The sequence below is a fragment of the Ensifer sp. 38_S197 genome, assembly GCF_056924495.1.
The window spans coordinates 1,684,673-1,698,239 of the sequence record NZ_JBXOVZ010000002.1; the positions used below are offsets into that span (position 1 = coordinate 1,684,673).

At 62.5% G+C, this 13,567-nt stretch carries 15 protein-coding genes; 9 read left to right on the forward strand and 6 right to left on the reverse strand.

Annotated elements, in window-relative coordinates; all coding sequences use genetic code 11:
* Positions 1 to 334 precede the first annotated feature (334 nt).
* From AC1Z3V_RS21210 to AC1Z3V_RS21235, 6 genes are all read left to right on the forward strand, one after another.
* Positions 335 to 1,456 carry a cell wall hydrolase gene (locus tag AC1Z3V_RS21210; protein WP_483501526.1) on the forward strand — a complete coding sequence of 374 codons (1,122 nt, stop codon included), beginning with the start codon at positions 335 to 337 and terminating at the stop codon, positions 1,454 to 1,456.
* Positions 1,457 to 1,757: 301 nt separating this feature from the next.
* The gene (locus AC1Z3V_RS21215; protein ID WP_429812163.1) at positions 1,758 to 2,117 is read left to right on the forward strand and encodes an AtpZ/AtpI family protein; all 360 of its coding nucleotides are present in this window, start codon (positions 1,758 to 1,760) and stop codon (positions 2,115 to 2,117) included.
* A gap of 60 nt (positions 2,118 to 2,177) precedes the next feature.
* The gene (locus tag AC1Z3V_RS21220) at positions 2,178 to 2,930 is read left to right on the forward strand and encodes a F0F1 ATP synthase subunit A (RefSeq protein WP_429812160.1); all 753 of its coding nucleotides are present in this window, start codon (positions 2,178 to 2,180) and stop codon (positions 2,928 to 2,930) included.
* Between the two features lie 82 nt (positions 2,931 to 3,012).
* A complete protein-coding gene (locus tag AC1Z3V_RS21225) occupies positions 3,013 to 3,240 on the forward strand; it encodes a F0F1 ATP synthase subunit C (RefSeq protein WP_025426100.1) in 228 nt (75 codons plus the stop codon).
* Positions 3,241 to 3,316: 76 nt separating this feature from the next.
* Entirely contained in the window at positions 3,317 to 3,934 is a 618-nt protein-coding gene (locus tag AC1Z3V_RS21230) for a F0F1 ATP synthase subunit B (RefSeq protein ID WP_173515765.1), read from the forward strand.
* A 13-nt stretch (positions 3,935 to 3,947) separates the two neighbouring features.
* On the forward strand, positions 3,948 to 4,433 hold the full coding sequence (locus tag AC1Z3V_RS21235) for a F0F1 ATP synthase subunit B (RefSeq protein ID WP_429812154.1): 486 nt from the start codon (positions 3,948 to 3,950) through the stop codon (positions 4,431 to 4,433).
* A gap of 303 nt (positions 4,434 to 4,736) precedes the next feature.
* On the opposite strand, the gene AC1Z3V_RS21240 is transcribed toward AC1Z3V_RS21235, so the two are convergent.
* Together AC1Z3V_RS21240 and AC1Z3V_RS21245 are read right to left on the reverse strand one after the other, a co-directional pair.
* Positions 4,737 to 5,384 (reverse strand): ribonuclease HII, encoded by a 648-nt coding sequence (locus AC1Z3V_RS21240; protein WP_483501528.1) that lies wholly within the window; start codon positions 5,382 to 5,384, stop codon positions 4,737 to 4,739.
* Positions 5,385 to 5,628: 244 nt separating this feature from the next.
* On the reverse strand, positions 5,629 to 6,786 hold the full coding sequence (locus AC1Z3V_RS21245) for a PA0069 family radical SAM protein (RefSeq protein WP_483501530.1): 1,158 nt from the start codon (positions 6,784 to 6,786) through the stop codon (positions 5,629 to 5,631).
* Between the two features lie 183 nt (positions 6,787 to 6,969).
* Between AC1Z3V_RS21245 and AC1Z3V_RS21250 the strand changes: the two genes are divergently transcribed.
* Positions 6,970 to 7,506: a glycosyl transferase gene (locus AC1Z3V_RS21250; RefSeq protein ID WP_483501532.1), complete on the forward strand. Its 537-nt coding sequence runs from the start codon at positions 6,970 to 6,972 to the stop codon at positions 7,504 to 7,506.
* A gap of 284 nt (positions 7,507 to 7,790) precedes the next feature.
* Here AC1Z3V_RS21250 and moaB read toward each other — a convergent pair whose 3' ends face one another.
* The 4 genes from moaB to AC1Z3V_RS21270 form a co-directional block, all read right to left on the reverse strand.
* Positions 7,791 to 8,333, reverse strand: coding sequence for a molybdenum cofactor biosynthesis protein B (gene moaB / locus AC1Z3V_RS21255; RefSeq protein WP_483501534.1), 543 nt, complete (start codon positions 8,331 to 8,333; stop codon positions 7,791 to 7,793).
* Position 8,334: 1 nt separating this feature from the next.
* On the reverse strand, positions 8,335 to 9,249 hold the full coding sequence (locus AC1Z3V_RS21260) for a 4-(cytidine 5'-diphospho)-2-C-methyl-D-erythritol kinase (protein WP_483501535.1): 915 nt from the start codon (positions 9,247 to 9,249) through the stop codon (positions 8,335 to 8,337).
* A gap of 7 nt (positions 9,250 to 9,256) precedes the next feature.
* Positions 9,257 to 11,095 (reverse strand): tetratricopeptide repeat protein, encoded by a 1,839-nt coding sequence (locus AC1Z3V_RS21265; RefSeq protein WP_483501537.1) that lies wholly within the window; start codon positions 11,093 to 11,095, stop codon positions 9,257 to 9,259.
* 162 nt (positions 11,096 to 11,257) lie between these two features.
* Positions 11,258 to 12,274 (reverse strand): polyprenyl synthetase family protein, encoded by a 1,017-nt coding sequence (locus AC1Z3V_RS21270; protein ID WP_483501539.1) that lies wholly within the window; start codon positions 12,272 to 12,274, stop codon positions 11,258 to 11,260.
* 106 nt (positions 12,275 to 12,380) lie between these two features.
* Between AC1Z3V_RS21270 and AC1Z3V_RS21275 the strand changes: the two genes are divergently transcribed.
* Together AC1Z3V_RS21275 and AC1Z3V_RS21280 are read left to right on the forward strand one after the other, a co-directional pair.
* A complete protein-coding gene (locus AC1Z3V_RS21275) occupies positions 12,381 to 12,602 on the forward strand; it encodes a putative signal transducing protein (RefSeq protein WP_429812139.1) in 222 nt (73 codons plus the stop codon).
* A 40-nt stretch (positions 12,603 to 12,642) separates the two neighbouring features.
* Complete coding sequence (locus tag AC1Z3V_RS21280; RefSeq protein ID WP_483501541.1) at positions 12,643 to 13,416, forward strand: tRNA1(Val) (adenine(37)-N6)-methyltransferase; 774 nt, start codon at positions 12,643 to 12,645, stop codon at positions 13,414 to 13,416.
* The last annotated feature ends 151 nt before the right edge of the window (positions 13,417 to 13,567 follow it).

The following is a 13,567-nucleotide window of genomic DNA, read 5'->3' on the forward strand; positions in this document are numbered from 1 at the left end:
GGGTGGGCCGGGCAGGGGGCTTCGCCTATGCAGCGAGATGAAGCGGAGCCGTTCCCGGCCGGGGCGGCTCCGCTCGCTTTCTGCGGTCATGTCCTTCGGCGAGGCGGCATTAACCAAACATCAAGGTTAATGCTTCATTTTCATGGCACGAACGAAGCGGCTCCGGCGGGGTGTCCGGCCGCCTCATTGTCTTAGCTTCCCGCGCGGAATCTCCGGCGCTGGCTTCTGGCCGGCGCGGGCGGAGCCGTGCCGTCAGTCAAGCGTTGCGTGGAGTCGGTTGGTGCGTAAGAGTCGGAACCTGCGTCAAAAGTCTCGCCTGAACGTGCCCACGTGGATGGCGCCTGCAATCATCGGCCTCGCTCTCTATCTCGGCTTCCCCTCCGTCGCCGCCTATGCGGATCTCGCGACGTTCCTGTCCGGCATCAATCGTGGCGGCGAACGCTGGCGCATGTACATGACGCCGTCGCCGGCGGGCTCGATCCACGAAGTCGAGATGGTCTTTGCCGATCCGATCACGACGGGCGCGCTCGATGGCGGCGCCGGCATCAACATGCCCGACGGCAGCCGCGTCGCACTCACTTCCGAGACGAAACACTCCGGCACGCCCGACGAGGAACGGATCAATCGTCGCGACAAGAAGGGACGCATCGTCGCGGTCACGCCGGTGACGCCGCCGAAGGATTTCACCGCTGGCTCCATCCTGCAGCGTACGAGTTCTCTGACGGAGCCGCGCTTCGAGGAGGGCGAGAAAATGGTCTTCGCCAAGTCACGCATCAAGGGCAAGGAGATCGAGATAGCCACGGCCTTCTACAGAAAGAAGCCACCAAAGGCGGATCCCGGCGTCTCGCCCATGCTGGCCAAGCTCGTGACCAACGACAAGCCCGACATTCTTGCGACTGCCTATGTCCGGCCCGAGCCGGACTATGCGCGTGAATCGCCCTTCGACTCGATCCTGCGCGAAGACAAGAACGCGGGTCGCTTCATTCCCGAAATCTCACCCGACGATCATGCCTGGGCAGCAACCGTGTTGCCGTCGACGGTCTTCAGCAAGGAAGAGCAGACCTGCCTTGCCGAAGGCATTTATTTCGAAGCGCGCAGCGAGTCGCTCAAGGGCCAGGCAGCCGTCGCCCAGGTGATTCTCAATCGTGTTCGCAATCCGACCTATCCGAAGACCATCTGCGGCGTCGTCTATCAGAACAAGACCTGGCGCAATCGTTGCCAGTTTTCCTTCGCGTGCGACATGATCCGCGACCTGATCTATTCCCGCTCGCACTGGAAGATGGCCAAGGAAGTCGCAATGGCGGTCACGGCCGGCAAAATCTGGCTGCCGGAAGTGGGATCTGCCACCCACTACCATGCGACCTACGTCAATCCGCCGTGGGCAAAGACGATGAAGCGGGTCGGCAAGATCGGCATGCACGTCTTCTACCGGACCTATGGTGGTGGCTGGAGCTGACCGGCGTCGGACGCGATTCCGCCGTCTTTTTCTGCCTGGCCGGAGAGCGGAGATTCCGGCCGGCAGAGCGCAGGAATCCTGCGACAACCTTGTCGCGGATCATGCTTTGTGCCTCTAACCATTTGAATTATCATAATAATATTGTCCACGCCCAAGCAGCCCGCATGCCTTGACTATGCGGGTGCCTAAAACTATGTTGCGCGCGACTTCAAATGGGGCCGAAACGTGGCTTGAACGATGGCCTATTGTATGACCGAAATCGCGGTCTGAGACCCGATTAGGACGGCAAGGGAGTGGCCACGTGGCGGAGAAACCTGAAGAAAGTCTGGAAGCGCGGCTGAAGCAGCTCGGCGAGAAGATTGAGGCCAAGAAGCCTCATGCGTCTGATGCAGCAGAGGCCCGTGCCGCCGACAGCCGCAAGGGCTATGCGGCGGCGATGAAGCTCTCGAGCGAATTCATCGCCGGCATCGTTGTCGGGGCGTTTCTGGGCTATCTTTTGGACCACTTTGCGGGTACAGGGCCGTGGGGCATGATCGTCTTCCTGCTTCTTGGCTTCTGCGCCGGCGTGCTGAATGTGCTGCGCTCGGCCGGTATGGTGGCGACATCGGAAGCCGGAAGAGATGGCTCTGGGAATGACAAGAAGGACGGAGACGCCCACTGAGGCGTTGTCCCGAAGAAAACGGTTTCCGCTCTCGGGCGGGCAGAACGAAAGAGAAGCGCGGTGTCAAACGATCCGACCCACCAGTTCCTGGTCAACAAGATTGTCCCGATCGAGATTGGCGGAATTGACTTTTCCTTCACCAATGCGTCGCTGTTCATGGTCGCGACCGTGGGTGCTGCCGCAGGCTTCCTTTATCTGACGACGTCGCAGCGCGGTCTGATCCCGACCCGCATGCAGTCGGTCTCCGAAATGTCCTACGAATTCATCGCCTCGATGCTGCGCGAAGGCGCCGGCAGCGGCGGCATGAAGTTCTTCCCGATGGTGTTCTCGCTGTTCATGTTCATCCTGACGGCGAACCTGCTCGGCATGATGCCCTACTTCTTCACGGTCACCAGCCAGATCATCGTCACCTTCGCGCTCGCCGTCTTCGTTATCGGCACCGTCATTCTCTATGGTTTCTACAAGCACGGTCTCGGCTTCCTGAAGCTCTTCGTGCCGCATGGCGTTCCCGGCGTGCTCTTGCCGCTCGTCGTCGCGATCGAAATCATCTCGTTCCTTTCCCGCCCCATCAGCCTCTCGGTCCGTCTCTTCGCAAACATGCTGGCCGGCCATATCACGCTGAAGGTCTTCGCAGGCTTCGTCACCTCGCTGAGCGCCCTTGGCGCGCTCGGCATCGGTGGTGCCGTCCTGCCGCTCATCATGACCGTCGCCATTACCGGTCTTGAATTCCTCGTCTGCTTCCTCCAGGCCTATGTCTTCGCGGTACTGACCTGCATGTACCTCAACGACGCTGTCCATCCCGGAAGCCACTAAGGAATAACAGTCGCTTGCTTCCGGCCGGCCCGCCGCCGGAAGCGCAATCCTAAGCCGCAACACCATTCGAAGGAGTTCAAACATGGAAGCGGAAGCAGCAAAGTACATCGGCGCAGGTCTCGCTTGCCTCGGCATGGCCGGCACGGCTCTCGGCCTCGGCAACATCTTCGGCAGCTACCTGTCCGGCGCGCTGCGTAACCCGTCGGCTGCTGACGGTCAGTTCGGCCGCCTCGTATTCGGCTTCGCCGTTACGGAAGCTCTGGGCATCTTCTCGCTGCTCGTAGCCCTGCTCCTCCTCTTCGCCGTCTAATATCGGCTGGAGTTTCGGCCGCGGCCCGTCAAACGGCCGCGGCCGCGCATATTCTTGAGTGCACCTGGAGGTGAGCATGTTTGTGACCGCGGCCTATGCCCAGCAGTCAACCACCACTGAAGGCGCCGAAGCACACGATGCCGCTGCGGCCGGTGAGGTGCACACCGAAACGGGTGTGGCCCACGAAGGCGAGGCTGGCTCCGGCGTGTTCCCGCCCTTCGATTCGACCCATTTCGCATCGCAGCTGCTCTGGCTCGCGATCACGTTCGGCCTCTTCTATCTTCTGATGTCGAAGGTTATCATCCCGCGCATCGGCGGAATTCTCGAAACCCGTCACGATCGGATTGCTCAGGATCTCGATGAAGCGTCCCGCCTCAAGGGCGAAGCCGACGCGGCCATCGCCTCCTACGAGCAGGACCTGGCAGCGGCCAAGTCCAAGGGTCACAAGATCGCTGACGACGCCCGCGAATCCGCAAAGGCCAAGGCCACGGCAGACCGCACGGCCGTCGAAGCCGATCTCGCCAAGAAGATCTCGGCTGCAGAAGACCGCATCGCCGACATCAAGGCAAAGGCCCTGGCTGACGTCGGTGCCATCGCTGAGGAAACCGCGACCGCTGTCGTCAAGCAGTTGATCGGTGGAACCGTCACCAAGGCCGAGATCACCGCTGCCGTCAAGGCATCGGCTGGCAACTGAGGAGCACTGAGCTATGCATCTTGATGCAACTTTCTATGCCTTCGTTGGCCTGATCCTGTTCCTCGCGCTGATCGCCTATCTCAAGGTTCCGGGCATGATCGGCAAGGCGCTCGACGCCCGCGCCGAAAAGATCGGCAACGAGCTGACCGAGGCGAAGCGTCTGCGCGAAGAAGCACAGAGCCTTGTCGCCGAATACCAGCGCAAGCGTAAGGATGCCGAGGCGGAAGCTGCCGGCATCGTCGCTGCGGCTCAGCGCGAAGCCGAAATGCTGACGGCGGAAGCCAAGCAGAAGACCGAGGAATACGTTGCCCGTCGTACGGCTCTCTCGGAGCAGAAGATCAAGCAGGCCGAAAGCGACGCGATCAACGCCGTTCGCTCCGCTGCCGTCGATCTGGCCATCGCCGCTGCCGAGAAGGTCGTTGCCGCCAAGGCCGACGCCGGTGCACAGAACGACCTGTTCAAGAAGGCACTCGGCGACGTCAAGGCGCGCCTGAACTAAGTCCTGGCACATTTCCGATTGAAGAGAGCCCCGCCCCGTGCGGGGCTTTCTCTTTGAGCCATGCGCCTGGGATCGGCTGCAGGCTCGGGCTTGCCGGCGATGCGGTGAACGGTCGCGGAGGTCTTTTGGGCACAGGTCCCCGGTTCGCGGCGAGCGCATCTTGCGCGGCACCAGCGAGCTCCCGCAAAAACTTCTGCTTGAAAGTGTAACCTCGTCGGCGCGTGGTGTCACTGGGCGCGTGCTGGCGTCTCGCTACTATTGCAAGTAGGCGGCCGGCGCACTTCCGAGAACCCTGCGCGGCTTTCAGTCCTGTCGCAGCGGACGGAAGCTCATACGGTGCAGGGCGCAGGGGCCATGGGTCTCTATGGCGCGACGGTGGGTCACGGTCGCATAGCCGGCATGGACCGCGAAGCCATAGCCTGGGTGGGCCAGATCGGCGCGGGCCATCATGCGGTCGCGGGTAACCTTGGCGACGATCGAAGCGGCCGCGATCGATAGCGACCGCGCGTCACCCTTCACGACAGCCTTGGCGTGGCAAGAGAGCCCAGGCGGCACGTCGCGGCCGTCGACGAGCACGAAGCGCGCGGCGGAGGGAAGGCCCGCCACAGCACGCCGCATCGCCTCCAGGCTTGCCTTGCGGATATCCGTGGCATCGATCGTGCCGGCGGAGGCTGAGGCGATCGATACGTGCGATGTCGCGAGGATTTCCTCGAACAGCTTCTCGCGCGCCTGCGCGCTGAGCTTCTTGCTGTCATCGAGGCCTTCGGGAATGGCGTCCGGATTCAGGATGACTGCGGCTGCCACGACCGGCCCTGCGAGCGGGCCGCGGCCGGCCTCATCGGCGCCAGCGACCGGCCAGAAACCGTCGCCCTTTGCCGAGAGTTCAAAACTGAAATCGGGCGCTTCGATGATATCGGGAAAAAGGGGAGAATCGGACGACCTGCGAGACATGAGTTTAATTCGCATGATCGACCGATTCTCTTCAAGCCCCCAGGTCCGAGTGCGGCGGCGGACGGGGGGATAACCGATGCCCCAGGCGGGGGCAGGGCATCGGAACTGCTTTGTGACCTTCCAATGTTCACACCGGTTACCTGAAGGGAGGGAGGGATAGCTCTCCCATTTCCCGGGCATCCTCGGCGCGTGTCGTCGGTCACAAATCCGGAATAGCCATCGCGAAGGCCATTCCGGAGAACCTTCAAAGGAGCGAGAGTTGCACCCCCGTTCCGAGTGGCGGCACGAACAGATCGTCGCGAAGCTGCCGGCGCGTCGGGTTGAAGCCGAGGCGCTTGATGGCGAGATCGAAGCGGCGGCCGATCTGCCAGGCATAGGGACCGGCGCCTTTCATGCGCTTGCCGAATTCGGCGTCATAGTCCTTGCCGCCACGCATGGAGCGGACGAGCGACATGACGTGTCGGTAGCGATCCGGATAGTTGCGCAGCAACCAGTCGCGAAACAGCGGGCTTACCTCCAGCGGCAGCCGCAGGAGCACATAGCTCGCCTCCGTCGCCCCGGCTGTCCTCGCCGCTTCCAGAATCCTTTCGATCTCATGGTCGTTGAGTGCCGGGATGATCGGCGAGACGAGAACGCCGGCGGGAATGCCGGCCTCGGCCATGGCGCGAATCGCCTCCAGCCGCTTGGCCGGTGTCGCGGCGCGCGGCTCCATCGTTCGCGCCAGCTTGCGGTCCAGGGTCGTGACCGAGATGCCGACCCGCACCAGCCCCTTCTCGGCCATCGGCGCGAGAATGTCGATGTCGCGGGTGACCATCGCCGACTTGGTGACGATCATGACCGGATGGCTGGCATCTCTCAGCACTTCGAGGATTTGACGCATGATGCGCCATTCCTTTTCGATCGGCTGATAGGGGTCCGTGTTGGTGCCGATGGCGATTGGCCTGACCTTGTAGTCCGGTCGCGCCAACTCGCGCTCCAGCAGCCGCGCCGCATCCGGCTTGGCAAAGAGCTTCGCCTCGAAATCCAGACCGGCCGACAGGCCCATGAAGGCGTGCGTCGGCCGGGCGAAGCAATAGATACAGCCGTGCTCGCAGCCGCGATAGGGATTGATCGAACGATCGAAGGAGATGTCGGGGGATTCGTTTCGGGTGATCACCGTCCGTGGCTTCTCGACCTGGACTTCGGTCTTGAAGGGCGGCAGATCCTCCAGGCTTTCCCAGCCATCGTCGAAGCTCTCCCGCGCCTGCGGCTCGAAGCGGCCGGACATGTTGAGCCCCGCGCCGCGTCCACGGCGGCGGTCGATGTCGATCCGCAGGCCCGTTGCGCTCATCATCGCTTCGGCGACATCCGCCGTATTGGCGGGCGCAAGCGCGCCCTGCCTGATCTGAGACAGCTCGTTCATTGGAATCTCCCCGGAATCAGATCTTTGATCCCGTTTTGTTCTGATTATTTTCCTATCGCGAATACGAGAACAATTCAAGAACAAAAAACAGGGCCGGTCTGGTCGGGGATCCGCGCTTCCCGGTTCGCGACCAACGCCGGCCGGGCATGTAGCAATTGTGGCGGTGATGCGGTAGGACGAGCTATGCTGACGATCATCATGGAAACGCAAGACAACGAAGCCGAGCTGGTTCAGACGCTGTCTGTGCTCGTCGCCGGCGCCGTGGAGGGCCTGGTCAGCGATGTGATCATCCTCGATCACGGCTCCAAGGACGGCTCGTCGCGCGTGGCGGAAGCGGCCGGCTGCCGCTTTTGCGTCGACTGGAATCTCTGCGAAATCGTGCGTTCGGCGCGCGGCGAATGGCTGATGCTGCTGGAACCCGGTGCCCGTCCGATCGGCCGGTGGGTCGACGAGCTTGCCGAGTATGTCGCGCTCAACAGGGCACCTGCGCGCTTCTCCGATTCCAGAATCCACCGCAAGCCGTTCCTCAGCCGCTTGGTCCGGCGGAAGAAACCGCTGGAAGCGGGTTTCCTGATGAGCAAACACGATGCGCTGACGGCGGCTGAGGGCAACCGATGCCTTGGTGACATGACGAATGTCCGGACCGTTCGCAAACTCTCGACGGAACTCGTTCCGGCCTGGGTTGCCGTCGAAAACAGGCAGGTGCCGGGGCCTCGCTGATTGCCGCATGAGAAAGGTGCCAGTCCCCAGGGGACGGCACCTCAAGGTGGCTCTCAAATGACCGTGTCTGGTAAATTTCTTGCCGGGCAGCATTCTGGCTGCACGTCGTATTCCCTTGTCCTCCCCGCCCGGGGAATAGCCGGGGGAGGCGTCTTTGCAGCCCGAAGAAAGGTGCGGCGGCCGATCTCGCTGGGCTGACATCGGACGCTAATGACGGGAAAAATGGCTGTCTGTTACAACGGTAACAGATGCGCCCGACGAGCGAGGAGCGTGGCGGCTTCGGCTCAGCCGCGTTTCAGGTGTTCGTCGAGCCGCGGCATGATCTCGACGAAGTTGCAGGGCATGTGCCGGTAGTCGAGCTGTTGCTTCAGGATGCCGTCCCACGCGTCGCGGCAGGCGCCCGGCGATCCCGGCAGAACGAAAATGAAGGTGGCGTTGGCGACGCCGCCGGTCGCACGCGACTGGATGGTGGAGGTGCCGATCTTCTCGTAGGAGATCCGATGGAAAACCTCGGAGAAGCCGTCCATGCGTTTTTCGAAGAGTGGCTCCAGCGCTTCCGGCGTCACATCCCGGCCGGTAAATCCCGTACCGCCCGTCGTGATCACCACGTCGATCGCTGGCTCGAGCGTCCAGGCCTTCACCTGCTCGTAGATCCTCGCCTGATCGTCTGGCACGATCGCGCGTGCTTCCAGGCGATGGCCTGCGTCGCGCACGCGCGATTCCAGCGTGTCGCCTGATTTGTCGTCGGCGAGCGTGCGCGTGTCGGACACCGTAAGAATGGCGATTCCGACGGGAATGAAAGGGCGCTTTTCGTCGATGCCGGCCATTCTACCTGTCTCTCCCTGTCGTGTTGCAGGCGAGAACGTACCAGCCGGGCTGTGCCGCCGAAAGAGTGCGCGCTGTCGCAACCGCGCGTTCACTGTCGTCGAAAATGCCAAAGCAGGTGGCGCCCGAACCTGACATCCGGACCAGAATCGCTCCGGCTTCCGTGAGCGCCTGGCAGACGTCGCTGATCACGGGCTGCAATTGCTGCGCCGGCGGCTGCAGGTCGTTGCGCATCGTTGCCATGGCCGACAGCCAGTCGTCCATCGTCTTCATGTCCTGAGGCAGGACGAGCGGCGGATTGGTCTTGTTCGCGAGCGTCCGGAAGACGACAGGCGTCGAAACGCCGACGAGCGGATTGACCAGAACCAGGGGCAGGGATGGAAGGTCGGCAAGCGGCGTGATGTCCTCGCCGATACCTTTCGCGAAGAGGGACATGCCGGCGAGGCACATCGGTACGTCCGCGCCGAGCGTCAATGCCATCGAATCGAGTCGGGAGGGTTCGATCGTCGCGCCCCAAAGCTCGAGCAGTCCAAGAAGCGTTGCCGCCGCGTCGGCGGAGCCGCCGCCGATGCCGGAAGCGAGGGGGAGGTTCTTTTCGAGATGCAGATGGACAGGCCCGGCAGCGGCGGGGTTGCGGGACCGCAGCTCTTCACGCAGGAGGTCTCGCGCCTTTAGAACCAGATTTCCGCCCTCAGCGCTGGCATCCATCGGCAGTTCGGGCGCAAAGGGCCCCGACACGGTGAAGAGATCGGCGTCTGCCGATGCAAACCCGATCCGGTCGCCGCGATCGGCAAAGGTGACGAGACTTTCGAGAAGATGGTGGCCGTCGGCCCGCTGGCCGACGACGTGAAGCGCCAGATTGATCTTTGCGGGCGCCGCGCGCGTCAGCGTGAAGCCCGCAATGCCGTCCTCGGTCATGGATCGATCAGGACTTCTTGTCCGGCGCCGGCGCTTCCGGGACTGCCTTTTTTGGCGCGGTTTCCTTGGCATCGGCCGAGGCCGGAACCTCTTCCTTCAGCGGCGGCAGACCGTTTTCGATCTTCGCCTTGATCTTCGGGATTTCGGCTTCCTCAGGCTTCAATTCCAGCGTCTGCGTCCATTGGAACACCGCTTCAAGCTTGCGGCCGACACGCCAGTAGGCATCACCAAGGTGGTCGTTGATCGTCGGGTCGCCGGCCATCAGTTCAGCCGCCTTTTCCAGTTCCACCACCGCGTCGTCGAAGCGGCTCATGCGGAAATAGGCCCAGCCGAGCGAATCGACGATGTAGCCGTCGTCTGGCTTCAGTTCGACCGCCTTGCGGATCATCTCGAGGCCTTCGTCGAGGTTGATGTTCATGTCGACCCAGGAATAGCCGAGATAGTTCAGCACCTGCGGCTGGTCCGGGTTGAGTTCCAGCGCCTTGCGGAAGTTCGGCTCGGCCTTGTCCCAGAGCTTCTGGCGCTCGTAGGCGATGCCGCGTTGGAAGAACACGGTCCAGTCGCTGCGCTTCGGCACGGGCCCGATCTGTTCCACGGCCTTGTCGTAGAGCTCGCCCATCTCCTTGTAGTCCTTGGCATCGGAGAGCACGCTGCCATAGGCGAGATAGTTGCGGATGTTCTTCGGATCGACGTCGATCAGCGCTTTCAGGTGCTTCTTCGCCTCGTCGACCTTGCCGATGCTGGCGAGACTCAAGCCGAGCTGCAGTTCCGAGACCCGCCGCATCGGGGAGGTCTCCGGTATCGCCTTATAGAGTTCGATCGCCTCGTTCGGCTTCTTCAGGTTCTCGGCAATGCCGCCGAGCATCACCAGAATGTCGGCACTGTCGGGGTCGAGCCGGCGAGCGGTCTGCAGGTAGAGCGAAACGATGTCCTCGGCGCCGTCGCGGTTGAGCGCGGCACCAATGGAGAAGAGCACCGCTGCCGTACCCTGGCTGGCGTTCTTGACTTGCTGTTCCTGCGGAACCCCGTTCTCGATATCGGCCCTCAGCGCCTGCAGCGGCGTATAGTTGTTGACCATGTTTTCGCCGACGGCGACGGTGTCGAGCGCCTTCTGCTTGTTGCCTTCGCGCGCCTCGAAACGGGCGAGCGCTTCGACCGCCCGCATGAAGGTGTCAGGCGCCGCACTCCCGCCTTCGCGATCCAGAATGGCATCGTTGAGCCTGGTCCGGGCTGTCTGCTTGTCGCCCGCCGCAACCGCGATCGCTCCCGCGTGATAGTTCTTGAACACGCGGAACCAGTCGGGACCTTCGAGGCCGTTGATCTGTGCCAGCGCTTCCTTCGGCTTGCCCTGGCCGAATTTCGCCCAGGCCGAAAGCAGGCCGTTCATCAGCCGGTCGAGATCGTTGGGGCCCTGGTAGTTCAGGAGCTTCTGCGCATTGCGATACTCGCGCTTGCGGATCGCTTCGATCGCGCGGATCACGGTGGTGATGCGTTCGACGGCCGGGTCGGACTTGAGTTGATCGGCAATCTTCGCGCCTTCGTCGAACTGGCCGGCCATCAGCAGCGTGATCATCAGACGCTGCTTGACGTCGTTGTTATTGGGTTCGAACTGCAACGCGATCTTGTAGAGCTCGGTCGCGGATGCGAAGTCGCGGTCCGTATCGGCCGTACGGGCAGCGAGGAAGGCGCCCGCGAAGGTGTTCACCGACTTGATGTCAAAGGGTTCGCTTTTTTCCTCAACCGCGGCGGCCTTGTCTTCCGCGAAGGCCTGGTGGCTGCCGCTGACTGCGGCGAGAGCCAGCAGTGCTGCGCCGCTGAGGAGGCGGAGGATCGTCATTTGCCGCATGTCAAACCTTTCGTGCCGATTGCTCGGCCTTGCGCACCACTAAGGGTTGTTATCGGAGTCAGCCACATATAGCCCAGCACAACTCTTGAGGAACAGAATGGCTTTTTTGGCGCAATGCGGCAAGAAATTCCTGTCGTTCGTCCCGGTACGGTCGAGGTCCCGTCAGCTTACCCGATCGATGCAGAAGTCGATCACTTCCGTGAGAGCCGATTTCCAGGGAGAAGTCGGCAGCGGTGCCAATGCATCGCGGGCGATCGTGCCATAGTGCTGGGCGCGCGCAATGGTATCGCTCAAGCCGCCGTAGCGCTTGATCAGGCCGAGCGCCTTGTCGAGATTGGCATCGCTGCTGTCGCCGCCTTCGATTGCCTCGCGCCAGAACGCACGGTCTTCCGCTGTCCCGCGACGATAGGAGAGGATCACGGGAAGCGTGATCTTTCCTTCACGGAAATCGTCGCCGACATTCTTGCCGAGATCGCTTGACGAGCCGCCATAGTCGAGCACGTCGTCGACGAGCTGGAAGGCGAGACCGAGGTTCATGCCGTAGGACTTCAGCGCGTTGCGATCGGATTTGCTGGTCCGGGCGACGATCGGCCCGACTTCGGCGGCAGCGGCAAAGAGGGCCGCGGTCTTTGCGCGGATGACCTGCAGATAGTCGTCCTCGGTCGTTTCCATGTTCTTGGCAACGGAAAGCTGGAGGACTTCGCCTTCGGCGATGACGGAAGCTGCAGTCGACAGCACGTCGAGCGCGTCGAGCGAGCCGACATCGACCATCATGCGGAACGCCTGGCCGAGCAGGAAGTCGCCGACGAGAACGCTTGCCTGGTTGCCCCAGATCGTGCGTGCGGTGGACTTGCCGCGGCGAAGGTCGCTTTCGTCGACGACGTCGTCGTGCAGCAGCGTCGCCGTGTGCATGAACTCGACGCTGGTGGCGAGCTTCACGTGGGCGTCGCCCTCGTAGCCGAACATCGAGGCGGAGGCGAGCGTCAGCATCGGGCGCAGCCGTTTGCCGCCGGAAGAAATCAGGTGGTTGGCGACCTCGGGAATCATCTGAACGTCGGAGCCGGCCTTCGACAGGATGAGCTGGTTGACGCGTTCCATGTCCGGCGCAGTCAGGTCGACGAGCGGCTTAACGGACGCCTGTTTGTTTTTGCTGTCTTCCAGCGGTATCACTACGCCCACACCGGGACTCCTGTTTTCATTGTCGCTTTCGACAATAGGAAGGGGTGCCACGTGCGGCAAGAGGCGAATTGTCCCGCTTGCTGAAATAGGACAGGAAAACCGCCGGATGAAGGAATTGATCCGTACCAACGATGCCGTCGTGCTCTCCTTTGCCGAGAGCCTGATGAAGGATGCCGGCATCGCAAGCCTCATTGCCGATCAGGGGATGAGTATTCTGGAAGGCTCGCTCGGCCTGCTGCCCCGCCGTTTCCTGGTTGCGGATGAAGACGCGCAAGCCGCGCGGCGGATCCTGATCGACGCCGGGCTCGAGGCGGAGTTGCGGCCGTGAGGGTGCCATGCAAACTGGCCATGCTGCAGGTGCAAGACTAATGACTGCTGCTGCGACTGAAACCGTCGATGCCTTTCATCGCGGCAAGTTCCATGTCGTCCAGCCGCTGGGGCAGGGGCATCGGTCCGGCATGGATGCGATGCTGCTGGCGTCGCTCGTTTCCGCGGCCCATCCCTGCCGCGTCGCCGATCTGGGTGCCGGTGCAGGTGCTGCCGGCATGGCCGTCGCCTCGCGGATCGAAGGTGCGGAGGTGGTCCTGGTGGAGCGCTCGCCGATCATGGCGGACTATGCCCGCCGCAGCCTGCAGCTCATCGAAAACGCCCGCTTTGCGTCGCGGGTCTCTGTGCTGGAGGCCGATGTCTCGCTTGCCGGCAGGGCGCGTGTCGCCGCTGGCCTGGCCGATGACAGCTTCGATCACGTGATCATGAATCCGCCCTTCAATGACGCTTCCGACCGTAAGACGCCCGATAGTCTCAAGGCGGAGGCCCATGCGATGAGCGACGGCCTCTTCGAGGTCTGGGTGAAGACCGCCGGCGCGATCATGAAGCCGGGCGGGCAGTTGTCGCTGATCGCCCGGCCGGAATCGATCGCGCAGATCATCGCCGCCTGCGGCCGCCGTTTCGGCGGTATCGAGATCACGGCGCTTCATCCACGCGTCGGCGAAAACGCCGTGCGGATCCTGGTGACGGCGATCAAGCAGAGCCGTAAGCGGCTGGTGCTGCGAGCGCCGCTCGTCATGCATGAAGAAGGGCACCGCTTCGCCGATCATGTCGACGATCTCAACAATGGCCGCGCGGCCTATCGCCGCCGCTGATTTACCGTATGTGGATTGCGTTTGCCGTGCCGGCGCTTACATGACATGGACAGGCCAGGATACTTGGCTGTCGGAGTGCGATGAGGAAAATGTATGCGGTTTCCGCGCGCATCCCGCTCTAACCTATGGGAAGCGGTCACGGTTATGATTT

Excerpts from the sequence above, each read along its gene's own strand:
- AC1Z3V_RS21210 (WP_483501526.1), top strand. The coding sequence starts at position 335 with ATGGCGCCTGCAATCATCGGCCTCGCTCTCTATCTCGGCTTCCCCTCC.
- AC1Z3V_RS21225 (WP_025426100.1), top strand. The coding sequence starts at position 3,013 with ATGGAAGCGGAAGCAGCAAAGTACATCGGCGCAGGTCTCGCTTGCCTC.
- AC1Z3V_RS21230 (WP_173515765.1), top strand. The coding sequence starts at position 3,317 with ATGTTTGTGACCGCGGCCTATGCCCAGCAGTCAACCACCACTGAAGGC.
- AC1Z3V_RS21235 (WP_429812154.1), top strand. The coding sequence starts at position 3,948 with ATGCATCTTGATGCAACTTTCTATGCCTTCGTTGGCCTGATCCTGTTC.
- AC1Z3V_RS21240 (WP_483501528.1), bottom strand. The coding sequence starts at position 5,384 with ATGTCTCGCAGGTCGTCCGATTCTCCCCTTTTTCCCGATATCATCGAA.
- AC1Z3V_RS21245 (WP_483501530.1), bottom strand. The coding sequence starts at position 6,786 with ATGAACGAGCTGTCTCAGATCAGGCAGGGCGCGCTTGCGCCCGCCAAT.
- AC1Z3V_RS21250 (WP_483501532.1), top strand. The coding sequence starts at position 6,970 with ATGCTGACGATCATCATGGAAACGCAAGACAACGAAGCCGAGCTGGTT.
- moaB (WP_483501534.1), bottom strand. The coding sequence starts at position 8,333 with ATGGCCGGCATCGACGAAAAGCGCCCTTTCATTCCCGTCGGAATCGCC.
- AC1Z3V_RS21260 (WP_483501535.1), bottom strand. The coding sequence starts at position 9,249 with ATGACCGAGGACGGCATTGCGGGCTTCACGCTGACGCGCGCGGCGCCC.
- AC1Z3V_RS21265 (WP_483501537.1), bottom strand. The coding sequence starts at position 11,095 with ATGCGGCAAATGACGATCCTCCGCCTCCTCAGCGGCGCAGCACTGCTG.
- AC1Z3V_RS21275 (WP_429812139.1), top strand. The coding sequence starts at position 12,381 with ATGAAGGAATTGATCCGTACCAACGATGCCGTCGTGCTCTCCTTTGCC.
- AC1Z3V_RS21280 (WP_483501541.1), top strand. The coding sequence starts at position 12,643 with ATGACTGCTGCTGCGACTGAAACCGTCGATGCCTTTCATCGCGGCAAG.